A 13,844-nucleotide genomic window follows, 5' to 3' on the forward strand; every position below is an offset into this window, starting at 1 on the left:
TTGGTAAACGTGCAATTCGTCACGACCGAAGGGAACAAGGTTTCGGCACAGGCCGAGCCGGGAACGCGCCTGCTCGAAGTGGCCCAGGCCGCGGGCATGCCGCTCGAAGGGACGTGCGAGGGGCAGATGGCCTGTTCCACCTGCCATGTCTATTTGTCGGATGAGTGGTTCGCCAAAGTCGAGCCCGCCTCGATGGACGAGGAGGACATGCTCGATCTGGCGGCGGGTGTCGCGCGCACCAGCCGCCTTTCCTGCCAGATCGAACTGACCGAGGATCTCGACGGGATCGAGGTGCGTATTCCCGGCGTTTCGCGCGACATGCAGATCGGCTGAACCTCAAAAAAAGCGACGGCCGCACCCGTTCGGGGATGCGGCCGCGCGGTTTTCGGGGCATTATCGGAGCGGCTCTCGTCAGGCGGCCTGCGCGGGAACCCGGATGGCCTCGATCAGGGCGTTCGAGAAAGCCGGAATGTCATCGGGCTTGCGGCTCGTGATGATGTTGCCATCGACGGCCACTTCGCGGTCGACAACGTTGGCCCCCGCATTGGCAAGATCGGTGCGGATCGAGGGCCAGCCCGTCACGGTCTTGCCGCGAACCGCGTCCGCTTCCACCAGCAGCCAGGGCGCGTGGCAGATGGCACCAACGGGCTTGCCCGAATGGACGAAGGCCTGAACCAGTTCCACGGCCGTGGAATTGAGGCGCAGGGTGTCCGGATTGATCTGGCCGCCGGGCAGGACGAGAGCATCGAACTCGCTTGCCTTCACATTGTCGAGCGCAAGATCCACCTTGACCGGATCGCCCCAGTCGGTGTGATTCCAGCCCTTGATCTCGCCCGCCTCGGGGCTGGCGATCTGAACGTCCATTCCGGCATCGCGAAGGGCATCACGCGGACCGGTGAGCTCGGAGGGCTCGAAACCGTCGGTGGCGAGGATGAGAATGCGCTGGGTCATGTCGTGACCTCCTTTCTTGTTGGCATTTCCTCCTTCAACACCGCCGCGAGGCGTGCCGTTCCCGGTTCCGGCACCGTCTGCCGCGCCTCGGCCACGGATCGAAGTATGCCGCTTCGCCTCGGTCAGTTACGCCCGCGACGGCGCAGGTGGCCCACCAGCCAGACGATCCCCCAGATCACGAGGCCGAGCGGAATGCCGATGGCCCCCAGGATGATGAGCGCGCCGATCACGGTGCCCAGGATCGTGTCGAGATTGCGCACTGCCTCGCGTATGGGGCCAAGGAAGCCTCCGCTCGACGGCGTGCGCGCGGCGTAGGAGAGGTTCATCTCGCTGAAGTCGACCCGGCCCTGCATTTGCGCCAGCCAGCTCTCGGCCTGGTCGATCTCCTCATTGACCTTGGCCACGCCGCGCTCGGCCTCGACCAGTTCGGCGACCGAGCCTTTGCGGGTGGCGAGGACCTCCATCAGGCGGTCGCGCAGCAGGCGGCGGGCCTTGAGGCGCGCGGCGGTATCGACGATCTGCTTGGAGAGATCCTCGCCTTCGATCGCGCTGCCGATCTGGTCGCCGCCCTGGCCGCTGACCAGTTCGGCCAACTCCTGCCCAAAGGCACGGGCGCGCGGCGCGGCGACGGCCAGTGTCAGCGACCCGCTGGCGTAGTCGTTCTCGCCAAGGTCGCTCTGCATGGAGAGGACGCGGCAGACCTGTGGCCCCTGCTTCTCGCACAGGCTGGCCTGCCGGGCCTGGACCTGCGCGATGTGTTCGGCGGGCAGGCGGTACTGGTAGCGGTAGGTGTAGGCGATGCGCGGAACCGAGACGGGGATCTCACCGCTCTCCGGCGTTTCCTTTGGCGGTTCTTCGCCAATGTCTACTGTCGTGAGCTTTTCCACCCCGCTCGGAGCGGCTTCGTAGTTGCCGCCTTCGCTGCAAGCGACCAGAAGAAACAAAGCGAGAACAGGCGCAAGCGGCCACGCGGGCCTTGTCGGACAGGACATTCTCTCTCCACTCTGATTCGTAGAATAGCGTAGCGCGCCGCAAGCCTGCGGAAAACGGCGAATTGTCGCTTTGGAGAGTGGCCCCGCGCTGCTACGCTCCTGCCCATCATGGTGACTTCTCTCGACGACAGTTCCGATCCGTTCGACGCCATTGTCGATGCGCCGTTCGATGCCGCGCTTTCCGAGCGCTACCTCGTCTACGCGCTCTCGACGATCACCGCGCGTTCGCTGCCCGACCTTCGCGACGGGCTGAAGCCGGTCCACCGGCGCCTGCTCTGGGCGATGCGGCAGCTGAAGCTCGATCCGGCGAGCGCCTACAAGAAGTCCGCGCGCGTCGTGGGCGACGTCATCGGCAAGTACCACCCGCATGGCGATGCGTCGGTCTACGATGCGATGGTCCGCCTCGCCCAGGACTTCTCGCTGCGCTACCCGCTGGTGCAGGGGCAGGGCAACTTCGGCAACATCGACGGCGATAACGCGGCAGCCTACCGCTACACCGAGGCGCGCCTCACCAAGACCGCGATCCAGCTCATGGCCGGGCTCGACGAAGGGACTGTCGACTTCATCCCGACCTACAATGGGGAAGAGAGCGAACCGGACATCTTCCCGGGGCTCTTCCCCAATCTGCTTGCCAACGGGGCGACGGGCATCGCGGTGGGCATGGCGACCTCGATCCCCAGCCACAACGCGGCCGAGATCATCGATGCGACGATGCTCCTGATCGAGAACCCGCAGGTCGAGCACGAGCAGCTCATGGAGGTCTTCCATGGGCCCGACTTTGCAACCGGCGGCCTTGTCGTCGACAGCGCGGCGGCGATCTCCCACGCTTATGAGACGGGCAAGGGCGCCTTTCGCATGCGCGGACGCTTTTCCAATGGCCGTGACGAGGCGGGCAACTGGGAGGAAACCGGCATCGAGAAACTGGGCGGCGGCCAATGGCAGCTCGTCGTTTCCGAAATTCCCTACATGCTCGCCAAGGGCAAGCTGATCGAGCAGATCGCCCAGCTGATCGCGGACAAGAAGCTGCCGATCCTGGAAGACGTGCGCGATGAAAGCGACGAGCAGATCCGCATCGTCCTCGTGCCCAAGAGCCGCAACGTCGATCCCGAACTCCTGAAGGAAAGCCTCTATCGGCTGACCGACCTGGAGAGCCGCTTCTCGCTCAACCTCAACGTGCTCGATGCTGAGCGGACGCCGGGCGTGGTGGGCCTCAAGGACCTCCTGCGCCAGTGGGTGGTCAACCAGATCGACATCCTCCAGCGCCGCACCCAGCACCGCCTCGACAAGATCGCGGCGCGCCTGGAACTGGTCGCAGGCTACATCATCGCCTACCTCAACCTCGACCGGATCATCGAGATCATCCGCACCGAGGATGAGCCCAAGCCGGTGATGATGGCCGAGTTCAACCTGACCGACCGCCAGGCCGAGGCGATCCTCAACATGCGCCTGCGTTCCTTGCGCAAGCTCGAGGAAATGGAGCTGCGCCAGGAGCACGAGGAACTGCTCAAGGAGCAGGACGAGCTCACCAAGCTGCTCGAGAGCCCGGCGCGCCAGCGTACGCGCCTCAAGCGCGACCTGATGGCGCTGCGCAAGGACTACGCCGAGGATACCGAGCTTGGCCGCCGCCGCACCACGATTGCCGAGGCGCGGCCTACGGTTGAATTCTCGATGGACGCGATGATCGAGAAGGAGCCCATCACGGTGGTCCTCTCGCAGCGCGGCTGGATCCGTGCGGCCAAGGGCCACGTCGCGCTCGACAGCGAGTTCAAGTACAAGGAAGGCGACGGCCCGGCCTATGTCTTCCACGCGCAGACGACCGACAAGCTGCTGATCGCGCTTGATAATGGTCGCTTCTATACGCTGGGCGGGGACAAGTTGCCGGGTGCGCGCGGATTTGGCGAACCGATCCGCACGATGGTCGACATAGACGCCGAGGCGCAGATCGTCGCGGCGCTCGCGCACAAACCCAAGGGGCAGCTCCTGCTCGCCTCCAATGTGGGTCGCGGCTTTGCCGTGGTGACCGATGAGATCCTGGCGGAAACCCGCAAGGGCAAGGCGGTGATGAGCACGAAGCCGGGCGTGAAGCTGGCCGTGGTGCGCGAGATCCCGGCCGAGCACGACCACGTCGCCGTGGTCGGGGACAACCGCAAGCTGGTCGTCTTCAACCTCGACGAACTGCCGATCATGGCCAAGGGGCAGGGCGTTACGCTCCAGCGCTACCGCGACGGGGGCATGGCGGACGTGACCACGCTCAAGCTGGAAGAGGGGCTGTCCTGGACGATGGGCGGCGACACCGGACGCACGCGCACCGAAAAGGACATCGCCATGTGGAAGGTCGCACGCGGTGCGGCCGGACGCCTGCCGCCCAACGGCTTCCCGCGCGACAACAAGTTCTGAAGAACGAAGGAAGTGATTCCGAGGGCCATCGCCCTCGGGCTCCCCAAACTGTCGACCTCACGTCTGGCGCGCCGCGCTGGCTGAAAGAGGTGAGGTCGCCCATTTCGGGGGCAAGGGGCGATGGTCCCTTGAACAAATCCTTCTACTAGACTTCTTCCACCGGCTGGGGATGGTTCGGCACGAGGATCAGTGTGCGTCCTTCAACACGCCAGCTGGCAAGGCGCGAGAGCAGGTTCATCCCGATCACGTTCTGCTCTCCCAGGCCCGGTGCAACGACCGCGTCGAGATCGCGCGCGACGATGTTCCCGAAGCGCAGTTCGTCTACCGTGACCAGTTCGGCGGGCACCGTGCCATTGGCCGTGCGCATAGCGATCCGGCGCGGGACGGGCGAGGGCTCGATCTGCGCAGCCTGGGCCGTCACGGGGGCAAGTGCGGTGAGCGTCGCGCCGGTGTCGACGAGGAAGTCCCGCTCGACACCGTTGATGCTGGCGCGGATCCAGAAGTGCCCGTCCGGGGCCATGGCGACCCGTGTCTCGCTGCCCTCGACGCTCTGGCGTTCGATCCCGACCTGGGGCAGGGCAAAGTCGAAACCGGTGTTGAGGCGGGCAAATTGCGCGATGGTGAGGAGCAGGGCCGCGACGAGGCCGAGGTTGCCCACGCCCTTCACGAAGCCACCCAGAAACGGCAGTGGGCCGCGCAGCAGGCCTCCGATCATCGTGACCAGCAGCGCCCCCAGCGCGAGCGCAAGAAGTGGCTGGCCCGCGAGATAAGTCGCAAGCTCATCGAGCTGGTCGGGAATTTCGAGGTTCATGGTTCCTATACTACCCGCAGATAGCTTGCCGGTTCCTGACCGGGACGGGCCGTGCTCACGGTGTCAGGATCAGCCGCTCGCCTTCCACGCGCCAGCTCTTCATCTGTGAGAGCAGGTTCATGCCGATGACGGCGGTGTCGTTCTGCGTGTCGGGCAGGACGGCGAGCGGCAGGTCGCTCGCCTCGATAGTGCCCAGGCGCAGCGAGCGGGCCAGGCCCATGCGCGCGACAACGGTGCCGTTGGCGGTGTCGAGCAGTCGCCCTTCACCGTCTTCGCTCGCGGCAAGGCCGGTGCGCTGCGCGACGCTTTGGGGGACCGTGGTGTAAGTGGCGCCGGTGTCGATCATGAAGTCGACGGGTTCGCCGTTCAGTTGGGCCTTGACCCAGAAGTGCCCGTCCGCGCGCATCGCGATGACGGTCTCATCGCCTTCGATCCGGGCCTCGCGGGTGTGATCGAGCCAGAGCGCGGCGTCCGAAGTCCGGTTACTGCCTGCGAACTGCACCACCGTGAGCAAGCCGGCCACAAGCAGTCCGAGGTAGGCCACATTGCGCATCCCTGTGCCAAGGCTTGGACGCTGCGCGCTCACCATCTGGGCGGCCACGGCGAGCACGATCGCGGCCACCGTCAAGGCGAGGAGCGGCTGGCCTTCCAGCGTGGAACCAAGGTCACCTGCGCTCACGCGGGGCCTTGCTGTGCGATCACATCGTCGAGCAGCTGCTCCACGCGCGGGCTATCCGGGAATCCTTCCGCGATCCACAGGGCTTCGACGGTGCGCAGGACACGTGCGACCTCGGGACCTGCGCCGACACCGCGCGCGACGATCTGGCCGCCCTTGAGTGGGAAGGTGGGGATGGTCCAGTCCATGAGGGGGGTGACATCGGCCCCTGCGATGAGCAGGCGGTCGAGCGCCTGGTCCATACCCAGTCGGAAGGCGAGGGCCCGTGGCGCAGCGGGGGTATCCTCGCGCGCAGCGGCAAGCGCCAGGCGCTTCTTCTGCGCGCCCGAAAGCCGGAAGCGCGAGGCGATCTGTTCGGCAAGAGCAACATCGGCCGGGAGCAGGGCGGCAAGGCGGCGAACCGCATCGGGCGCGATGTCCTGGCGTTGCTCGCAGGCGATAAGGGCGGTGAGCGCTTCGGGGCGGGCTTCGGGCAGGATCACGTCGAGAACGCCCAGCGCCTTCATGCGCGCGATGGTCGGGGCGGGGTCGGGGAGGCCGAGGAGGTTCATCGTCTCCATGCCTACCCGCTCACGCGAAAGACCTTTGAGTGTCGCGGCGAGTTCGCGGCAGGCGCTCTCGGCGTCTTCGTCGGCGGGCTGGCTGCCGAACCGGGCCTGGAAGCGGAAGTAGCGCAAGATGCGCAGGTGATCCTCGCGGATGCGCTGACGGGCATCGCCGATAAAGCGCACGGTGCGCGTGGCGAGGTCCGCTTGGCCCTCGAAATAGTCGTAGATCGTGCCGTCAGCGGGATCGGCGTAGAGGGCGTTGATGGTGAAATCGCGGCGCGCGGCGTCCTCGTGCCATTCCTGCGCGAAGGCGACCGTGGCGCGGCGCCCATCGGTCGATACGTCGTGGCGCAGCGTGGTGATCTCGACCGGGCCGCCGGGCAGAACCGCCGTGACGGTGCCGTGTTCGATACCGGTGGGTACGCGCCGGATTCCGGCATCCTCAAGGCGCTGCATGACCTCTTCGGGGCGTAGCGTGGTGGCCATGTCGATGTCCTTGACGGCAAGGCCCAGCAACGTATCGCGCACCGCGCCGCCGACGTAGCGCGCGCAGCCCTTGCCCAGTGCCGCGACCAGATCGGCGAGATCCGCGCGGCCCATCCATTCGGCGCAAAGCCGTTCAGTCATGCCAGTTCAGCCTATGCGTCAGGTTGGTGATGATGGCGCCGGTGACGCCCCAGATGCGATGCCCCTCCCACATGATCTCGACATATTCGCGCTGCGCGCCTTCCCATTCCAGGCTCCTGGCCTTCTGGTTGGCGGGATCGAGCACGAAGTCGACCGGGGCCTCGAACCACTTGGCGACCTCGGCGGGGTTGGGGCGGATCTCGATGTCGGGGGGCACGATGCCAAGGACCGGCGTGATCTCGTAGCCGCTGCCGGTGCGATAGAGATCCCCCGTGCCGACGACCCGCACGCACGCGGGATCAATGCCCAGTTCCTCGTTCGCTTCGCGCAAGGCAGCCTCGACAGGCGCTTCGCCCGGATCGATCCGGCCGCCAGGAAAGGCGACTTGCCCCGGATGCGCGCGCATCGAGGAGGGGCGGTGGAGGAGGAGCATGCCCGGCCGTTCGCGTTCGGTCAGGGCGATGAGGACGGCGGCGGGGATGAAGCTCTCGATCTGCGTGGTGCGCGGATCGGTGAAGCGGCGGGACTGGGCATGCCCTTCGCGCGCCTCGAAACGGCGCTTCACGGCTTCGAACAGGGCGCTCATGCCGGGCTCAGCGGGAAACGGGCGGTGCCGCTGGTGACCGAGAGGTCATCGCTTGCAAGCGCGATCTCGGCGAGCTGGGCGTACGTGCTGCGGTTGAGCCGGGCACGGCAGCCGTGGCGCACGCCCAGATAGATGGCGGGGGTGTCGGGATCGCCCTCGGCCGTGATCGGGTGCGCGGGGCCCGCGATCACGAGGTCATCGGTGTTGAGGCGAAAGACGAGATTGCCGTCCTCCTCCTTGAGGTCGACGGCGAGGAACGCGGCATCCTCCACCGCGATCGACAGTTTCTGGGTGGGGGTGACGAGCCAGTGCTGGCCGCCCGCATCGCACAGTAGAAGCGAGGCGAAGGCGCGCACCATCGCGGGGCGCGTGATCAGGCCGCCTTCGTGGTACCAGCGGCCATTGGCCGCGATGCGCATGTGGCTGTCGCCGACATGCGCGGGCTCCCAGGTCTCGACAGGCGGCAGCTGCCGCGCTTCGAGGAGCGCGGCCACGTCGGCGAGGGAAAGGCCGGCAAGGTCGGGTGGGGCATCGTAAGGCATGGCGTGTGCGATGCCAGATAGGCACGCACGCGCCAAGCGCCAAGCCTTTCCAGCTTCATTCCCGAGCCAGGCGCCGCGATATGCGGCCGGGACCTGGTCCGGTTCAGCGCGTCCAGGGACCGAGCGTGCCCTTTGCGGGCAGCACGGCCGGGTTGTCGCAGCGCACCAGCAGACGGCTCGCCTCGAACGGACCGGGCAGTTCCCACCCTTGCGTCTGGGCGTTGCTGAAGCCCCAGAAGCGGCCATAGTATTCGGGATCGCCGATGAGGACCTGCGGGAGCGGGGCGCGCTCGTCGATGCCCGACATGGCCGCGGACATCAGTACCTGGCCGTAGCCGCGGTTCTGTTCCTCGGGCAGGACGGCAACGGGGCCGACCATGATCATCGGGTGCGCGCGGCCATCATCGTCGGTCAGCGCGACCGGCCAGCACTGGATCGAGCCGACCATCATGTCCTTGTCGTCCATGACCGCAAAGCTGAGCGCAGGGAGCCATTCCATGCCTTCGCGCACCTTGTAGGCGGTGCGTTGGCGTCGCTCGGGTTCGAACGCGCGGTCGAGCAGATCCTCGACGAGGGCAGGGTCGACGTTGTCGAGCGGAATGACGGTTGCGGTGTCGGACGAGTTGGACATGGCGCGCGCCGATACGGCGGGGCGCGCGCTTTGTCGATTCAATTCGCGCTTTGGCTCTTGGCAGGCGGCACCAGTTTGAGGAGGTGTCCGCTGTCCGGAGCCGGACCGTCTTCCAGCAGCCAGATCTCGCCCGAGGGCGTCTCACGCACCTCGCGGATGCGGTGATCAAGCTCATAGCGTGCTTCTTCAACACCTTGCGTGCCGTTGAGCGCGACCAGAACGAGGCCGGGGACGGAGAACGAGGCAATGACCGCCTTGTCGTGGAAGCCGGGGTAGCGGTCTCCCTTGTAGAGGATGAAATCGCCTGGAGCGATCACCGGGTTCCAGCTGATGGCGGGCCCGGCAAGGTCGGGGCGGGTGGAGTGGCGCGGAATCGGATCGCCGTTGTAGTGATCGCCGTCCGAGACCAGCGGCCAGCCGTAGTTGAGGCCCGCCTCGATGCGGTTGATCTCGTCGCCGCCCGCAGGCCCGTGTTCAAGGTCCCACAGGTCCCCGTTCGCATCGAAGGCAAGGCCAAGGACGTTGCGGTGGCCGTAGGACCAGATCTCATCGGAAGGTGAGCCCTTGTCGGCGAAGGGGTTCCCGGGCGCCGGGGAGCCATCGGGCAGCAGGCGCACGATGGTGCCCAGCGTGTTCGAGGTGTCCTGCGCGGGCTCGCCCTTCTGCCGTTCGCCCGAGCTGACGAAAAGGTAGCTTTCATCCGGCGAGAAGGCGAGGCGGTGTGAATAGTGTCCGGCGCCCGTGACCTTCGGGGTCTGGCGCCAGATGACCTCAAGGCCTTCAAGCGCGCAGCTGGCGGGCGCCGAGCAGGCTAGCGTTCCAAGGCCCACGGCCGCGCCGCGGGTGTCGCCGTCGCCCGGCTCGGCCCACGAGAGATAGACCCGGCGCCCGTCGAGCGAGCCGTTCTCGGGCGGTGTCCAGTCGGCCTGCGGGGCGAGGAGGACATCGCCAAGGCCGCCCTGGCCTTGGTAGGCGACCTCAGGCGCGCCGCTGACGGTTCCCGTGCTGCCATCGGGCAGATAGAGGCGGATAGTCCCGGCTTTCTCGGTGATGATCGCGGTGTTGGTGGCCGCGTCGATGTCCATCGCCCAGGGTTCCTCGAAGCTTGCCAGCGTTTCCACCGTAAAGGGCGGCGGCGCGGCTTCGGGAGTCGGGCGCGTGTCGGAGGCCGAAGATCCGCAGCTTGCCAGCGCCAGCCCGAGCGCCGATAGGGACGGCAGAAACATGGATTTTCCGGAGATCATGACGCTTCCTTCTATCGGCCCCTACGGGGGCATCGCGCTGGTTCGCCCGCATGTCATGGGCATCGATGAGGCCGGTCGTGGGCCGCTGGCCGGACCTGTTGTGGCGGGCGCCGTGCTGCTTGGCAAGAACGCCCCGGCCGGGCTCGACGATTCCAAGAAACTCTCGGCCAGCCGCCGGTTGCAGCTGGAAACAGAAATACACAAAACCTGTCTCTGGGCTGTCGGCGTGGTCGATGTCGAGACGATCGACCGCATCAACATCTTCGCCGCGACCATGCTGGCGATGACCCGCGCGGCCAGTTCGCTGTGCTCCAAGGCCGGGCTCGAACCGGACGAGGTCCTCGTCGATGGCAACAAGACGCCGGAGGGGCGCAGCGAGGGCTGGCGCTGGCCCAACGTGCGCGCGATCGTGGGCGGCGATGGCAGCGAGGCGGCGATCTCGGCGGCCTCGATCATCGCCAAGCAGCACCGCGACCGGATCATGCGTGTCCTGGCGCAGGCCTTTCCGATGTATGGCTGGGAGCGCAATGCCGGTTACGGCACGGCGGGGCACCTTGCTGCCCTGCGTGAGCACGGGCCGAGCCCGCATCACCGCCGCAGTTTTTCGCCCATCGCCCAGCTCGAGATGGCTTTCTGATCGCGCGCCGCTGATCCCGGGCGCGACATCGGATTTCGGGCTGGCGTAAAAAAATTTCGTGAAGGTCTCCGAGGTGCTCGGCACAAGATGTTGAGTCGGTCGCGAATCGTCAGACTCCATATGCTGTGTCGGATTCGTTTTGTTCCGTTTTATGATACCTTGAATCATCAGGATTCCCGGCGAGTCGCAGCTTGACGGCGACTCGTCGATGAATCATTAGGGTCGTCTTTCCACAGTTAATTACGGTTTTAGACGGGGTCATAATGGGTCAGGTACTGGTCAAAGAACGGATTCGTGCGAAGGCACCTGCACCGACCCCGAAGGAACTGCTGCCGCTTGGCCAGATCATTCCGGGCGACTGCATCGAGGCGATGCGCCAGATCCCCGACGCGAGCGTCGACATGGTCTTCGCTGACCCGCCGTACAACCTGCAGCTGGGCGGCGATCTCGATCGTCCCGATGGCAGCCGCGTCGATGCGGTCAACGATGAATGGGATAAGTTCGCCAGCTTTGCGACCTATGACCAGTTCACCCGCGACTGGCTGACCGAGGCGCGCCGTGTCCTCAAGCCCGATGGCTCGCTGTGGGTGATCGGCTCGTACCACAACGTGTTCCGCCTCGGTGCGATCATGCAGGACATGGGCTTCTGGATCTTGAACGACATCGTGTGGCGCAAGGCCAACCCGATGCCCAACTTCAAGGGCACGCGCTTCACCAATGCGCACGAGACGCTGATCTGGGCGAGCATGGGCGAGAAGGCGAAGTACACCTTCAACTACCGCGCGATGAAGACGCTCAACGATGAACTGCAGATGCGTTCGGACTGGCACCTGCCGATCTGCAACGGCGCCGAGCGCCTGAAGAAGGACGGTCGCAAGGTCCACCCGACGCAGAAGCCCGAAGCGCTGCTCTATCGTGTGCTGCTCGCCACCACCAACAAGGGCGATGTCGTCCTCGATCCCTTCTTCGGCACCGGCACCACCGGCGCGGTCGCCAAGCGCCTGGGCCGCGAATGGATCGGCTGCGAACGTGAAGGTGACTACCGCGAAGCGGCGATGGAGCGCATCGAGATGGCGCTCGAACTCGACGAAAGTGCGCTCAAGACCATGCAGTCCAAGCGTGCGGCGCCCAAGGTTGCTTTCGGCACCCTGGTCGAGACCGGCTGGATCGCGCCGGGCACCGAGCTGACCGCCAAGAAGGGCAAGTTCACCGCGACCGTGCGCGCCGACGGCTCGCTCGCTTCGGGGCCTGTGACGGGATCGATCCACGGCGTGGGCAAGGAACTGCAGGGTGCGCCCTCGTGCAACGGCTGGACTTTCTGGAGCATCCAGCACGAAGGCAAGCTCAAGCCGCTCGACGACATCCGCCAGCTCTACCTGCTCGCCACCGAACCGTGAGAAGAGGGCCGTTTTCACCTTCTCTCGACACCGTCCGGTAAAAGGCTAAAGAGCCGCCATGCCTCGCAAGATCTATATCCGCCCGATTGCTCTGGTCGACAGTCCCCAGAGCGAAGCGGGCAACGCTGTCCGCCTTGGCGGTTCGCTGGCCTGGGCCAGCCGCTTTGCCCTTATGGAACGCAAGGGGCGCAAAGTCGTCGCGCGCACGCTGGTCGATGCGGCGGCCATGCCCGAGGCGATTGCAGCGCTCGATGCGCCTCTGAAGGCGCAGGCCGAGGCGCAGTGGGCGGCGCTTGCAAAGGTTCACGCACCGATCACCTGCGGTGAGCGCACGATCCGGCTCGACCAGCCGCAGGTCATGGGCATTCTCAACATGACGCCCGACAGCTTTTCGGACGGCGGGCGCTTCCTTGATCACCCCGATGTCGCCATCGACCACGCCGTGGGCATGCTGGAAGAGGGCGCCGCGATCATCGACGTGGGCGGTGAATCCACGCGGCCCGGCGCAGCCGCGGTCTGGGAAGGCGACGAGATCAAGCGCGTTGTGCCCATGGTCGAGCGGCTTGCCATGATGGGCGCCGCGATCAGCCTCGACACCCGCCGCGCGGCGGTGATGGAGGCCGCGCTGGCGGCCGGCGCGCACATCATCAACGACGTCTCGGCGCTGCGCTACGATCCCCGCAGCCTGGAACTCGCCGCAGCCTCGAACGCGCCGGTGGTGCTGATGCATGCGCCGGGCAAGGGCGATGATCTCCATTCGGACGGGCACTACGCCGACGTCGTTCTCGACGTCTTCGATTGGCTGGAACAGGCCCGCGACGAGGCCGTGGCCGCAGGCATCGCGCGCGAGCGCATCCTGCTCGATCCGGGTATCGGCTTTGGCAAGACATTGGCCGAGAACCTGGCGCTGATGAACGCCATCGCGCTGTACCACGCCCTTGGGCATCCTTTGCTGGTGGGGGCAAGCCGCAAGCGCTTGATCGGGGCGCTCTCGAACGAGGCGGCGGCGCACGAGCGTCTGGGCGGTTCGATTACGCTGGCGCTCAAGGCCATCGAGGCGGGCGCGCACATCGTGCGGGTCCATGACGTGGCCGAAACGGTGCAGGCCGTGCGCGTGTGGCGTGGCATGCGCGATGCCGCGCTGACCGACTTCTCGCAGCTGGTGGATTGATCGGGCACCTCAGGTACGATCGTCTCTCAAAATCTTGATCGCGGATGAACCGCAGATTTCTGCGGGATGAACCAGCAAGGTGCGGTGGGTGCAATGGTGCACGCATCGCCGGTTTCGTCGCGCCAAGGGGCCATTTCATCTCTTCGCCGGGAGGGATTTTCCCGGTCGACCCGTTTCCCTCTCGAACGCAAGGCAATCGAGCCAAGCGCTGATTTCGAAGAAGGGAGATACGTCCCATGATCAAGACCAAGACCTTTCGCACCGCCGTTCTCGCCGCTGCCGTGGCCATCCCCGCAGGCGCAGCTGTTGCCGCCATGCCGATGAGCGACATGCCCATGACCGCCGAGCAGCAATGGGCGCAGACCGAGGAAGGCCGTATCATGACCTCGCCCATCGCGGGTATCGAGAACTCCCAGTGGTTCGACTACCAGGGCAATGTCCTGGAGACGAAGAAAGAGCTTTCGAGCGACCTCAAGCGCGCGACCGACCTGGAAGACGCCCGCGACGCTTACGGTGAATACGCGCACGAGTTGAAGGACAACCGGCTCGATTACGCCGAATACATGGCGAAGAAGGGCCACACGGTGCCCCGCGTCTACCTCGAGAACTGATCCGACCTCTTTCCCCTCAAGAG

The 13,844-nt window shown here is 65.9% G+C and carries 15 protein-coding genes; 6 read left to right on the top strand and 9 right to left on the bottom strand.

The genetic code is table 11. From position 1 onward, the window contains the following. Entirely contained in the window at nt 1-333 is a 333-nt protein-coding gene (locus MBENS4_RS17130) for a 2Fe-2S iron-sulfur cluster-binding protein (RefSeq protein ID WP_039393110.1), read from the top strand. Between the two features lie 78 nt (nt 334-411). Here the strand turns inward: MBENS4_RS17130 and MBENS4_RS17135 are convergent, their stop codons facing one another. Together MBENS4_RS17135 and MBENS4_RS24290 are read right to left on the bottom strand one after the other, a co-directional pair. Continuing rightward, the gene (locus MBENS4_RS17135; protein WP_039393112.1) at nt 412-951 is read right to left on the bottom strand and encodes a type 1 glutamine amidotransferase domain-containing protein; all 540 of its coding nucleotides are present in this window, start codon (nt 949-951) and stop codon (nt 412-414) included. Between the two features lie 122 nt (nt 952-1,073). Then, nucleotides 1,074-1,943: a DUF4349 domain-containing protein gene (locus MBENS4_RS24290; RefSeq protein ID WP_052322483.1), complete on the bottom strand. Its 870-nt coding sequence runs from the start codon at nt 1,941-1,943 to the stop codon at nt 1,074-1,076. A gap of 108 nt (nt 1,944-2,051) precedes the next feature. Here MBENS4_RS24290 and parC point away from each other — a divergent pair, with 108 nt between their 5' ends. Continuing rightward, nucleotides 2,052-4,340 carry a DNA topoisomerase IV subunit A gene (parC, locus tag MBENS4_RS17145; protein ID WP_039393116.1) on the top strand — a complete coding sequence of 763 codons (2,289 nt, stop codon included), beginning with the start codon at nt 2,052-2,054 and terminating at the stop codon, nt 4,338-4,340. A 145-nt stretch (nt 4,341-4,485) separates the two neighbouring features. Here parC and MBENS4_RS17150 read toward each other — a convergent pair whose 3' ends face one another. The 7 genes from MBENS4_RS17150 to MBENS4_RS17180 form a co-directional block, all read right to left on the bottom strand. After that, a complete protein-coding gene (locus tag MBENS4_RS17150; protein WP_039393118.1) occupies nt 4,486-5,151 on the bottom strand; it encodes a retropepsin-like aspartic protease family protein in 666 nt (221 codons plus the stop codon). A gap of 55 nt (nt 5,152-5,206) precedes the next feature. After that, nucleotides 5,207-5,830, bottom strand: coding sequence for a retropepsin-like aspartic protease family protein (locus MBENS4_RS17155; RefSeq protein ID WP_039393120.1), 624 nt, complete (start codon nt 5,828-5,830; stop codon nt 5,207-5,209). Beyond that, the gene (locus tag MBENS4_RS17160; protein WP_039393122.1) at nt 5,827-7,002 is read right to left on the bottom strand and encodes a CCA tRNA nucleotidyltransferase; all 1,176 of its coding nucleotides are present in this window, start codon (nt 7,000-7,002) and stop codon (nt 5,827-5,829) included. Before MBENS4_RS17160 ends, MBENS4_RS17155 begins: the two co-directional genes overlap by 4 nt. Next, nucleotides 6,995-7,588, bottom strand: a complete 594-nt coding sequence (locus MBENS4_RS17165) for a CoA pyrophosphatase (protein WP_039393124.1) — start codon at nt 7,586-7,588, stop codon at nt 6,995-6,997. Before MBENS4_RS17165 ends, MBENS4_RS17160 begins: the two co-directional genes overlap by 8 nt. Beyond that, nucleotides 7,585-8,130 (bottom strand): DUF1285 domain-containing protein, encoded by a 546-nt coding sequence (locus tag MBENS4_RS17170; protein ID WP_039393128.1) that lies wholly within the window; start codon nt 8,128-8,130, stop codon nt 7,585-7,587. The genes MBENS4_RS17165 and MBENS4_RS17170 overlap by 4 nt, the downstream gene beginning before the upstream one ends. 103 nt (nt 8,131-8,233) lie before the next feature. Then, nucleotides 8,234-8,761, bottom strand: a complete 528-nt coding sequence (locus MBENS4_RS17175) for a GNAT family N-acetyltransferase (protein WP_039393130.1) — start codon at nt 8,759-8,761, stop codon at nt 8,234-8,236. A gap of 38 nt (nt 8,762-8,799) precedes the next feature. Next, the gene (locus MBENS4_RS17180; protein ID WP_242404991.1) at nt 8,800-9,987 is read right to left on the bottom strand and encodes a PQQ-dependent sugar dehydrogenase; all 1,188 of its coding nucleotides are present in this window, start codon (nt 9,985-9,987) and stop codon (nt 8,800-8,802) included. Between the two features lie 16 nt (nt 9,988-10,003). Between MBENS4_RS17180 and MBENS4_RS17185 the strand changes: the two genes are divergently transcribed. The 4 genes from MBENS4_RS17185 (at nt 10,004) to MBENS4_RS17200 (ending at nt 13,821) form a co-directional block, all read left to right on the top strand. Beyond that, nucleotides 10,004-10,642: a ribonuclease HII gene (locus MBENS4_RS17185; protein ID WP_052322643.1), complete on the top strand. Its 639-nt coding sequence runs from the start codon at nt 10,004-10,006 to the stop codon at nt 10,640-10,642. Nucleotides 10,643-10,905: 263 nt separating this feature from the next. Then, nucleotides 10,906-12,039 (top strand): site-specific DNA-methyltransferase, encoded by a 1,134-nt coding sequence (locus MBENS4_RS17190; protein ID WP_039393134.1) that lies wholly within the window; start codon nt 10,906-10,908, stop codon nt 12,037-12,039. A gap of 58 nt (nt 12,040-12,097) precedes the next feature. After that, complete coding sequence (gene folP, locus MBENS4_RS17195) at nt 12,098-13,210, top strand: dihydropteroate synthase (RefSeq protein ID WP_039393137.1); 1,113 nt, start codon at nt 12,098-12,100, stop codon at nt 13,208-13,210. A gap of 236 nt (nt 13,211-13,446) precedes the next feature. Then, entirely contained in the window at nt 13,447-13,821 is a 375-nt protein-coding gene (locus MBENS4_RS17200) for a hypothetical protein (RefSeq protein WP_039393139.1), read from the top strand. Nucleotides 13,822-13,844 lie beyond the last annotated feature (23 nt).

The sequence above is a fragment of the Novosphingobium sp. MBES04 genome (genome assembly GCF_000813185.1).
GTDB lineage: Bacteria > Pseudomonadota > Alphaproteobacteria > Sphingomonadales > Sphingomonadaceae > Novosphingobium > Novosphingobium decolorationis.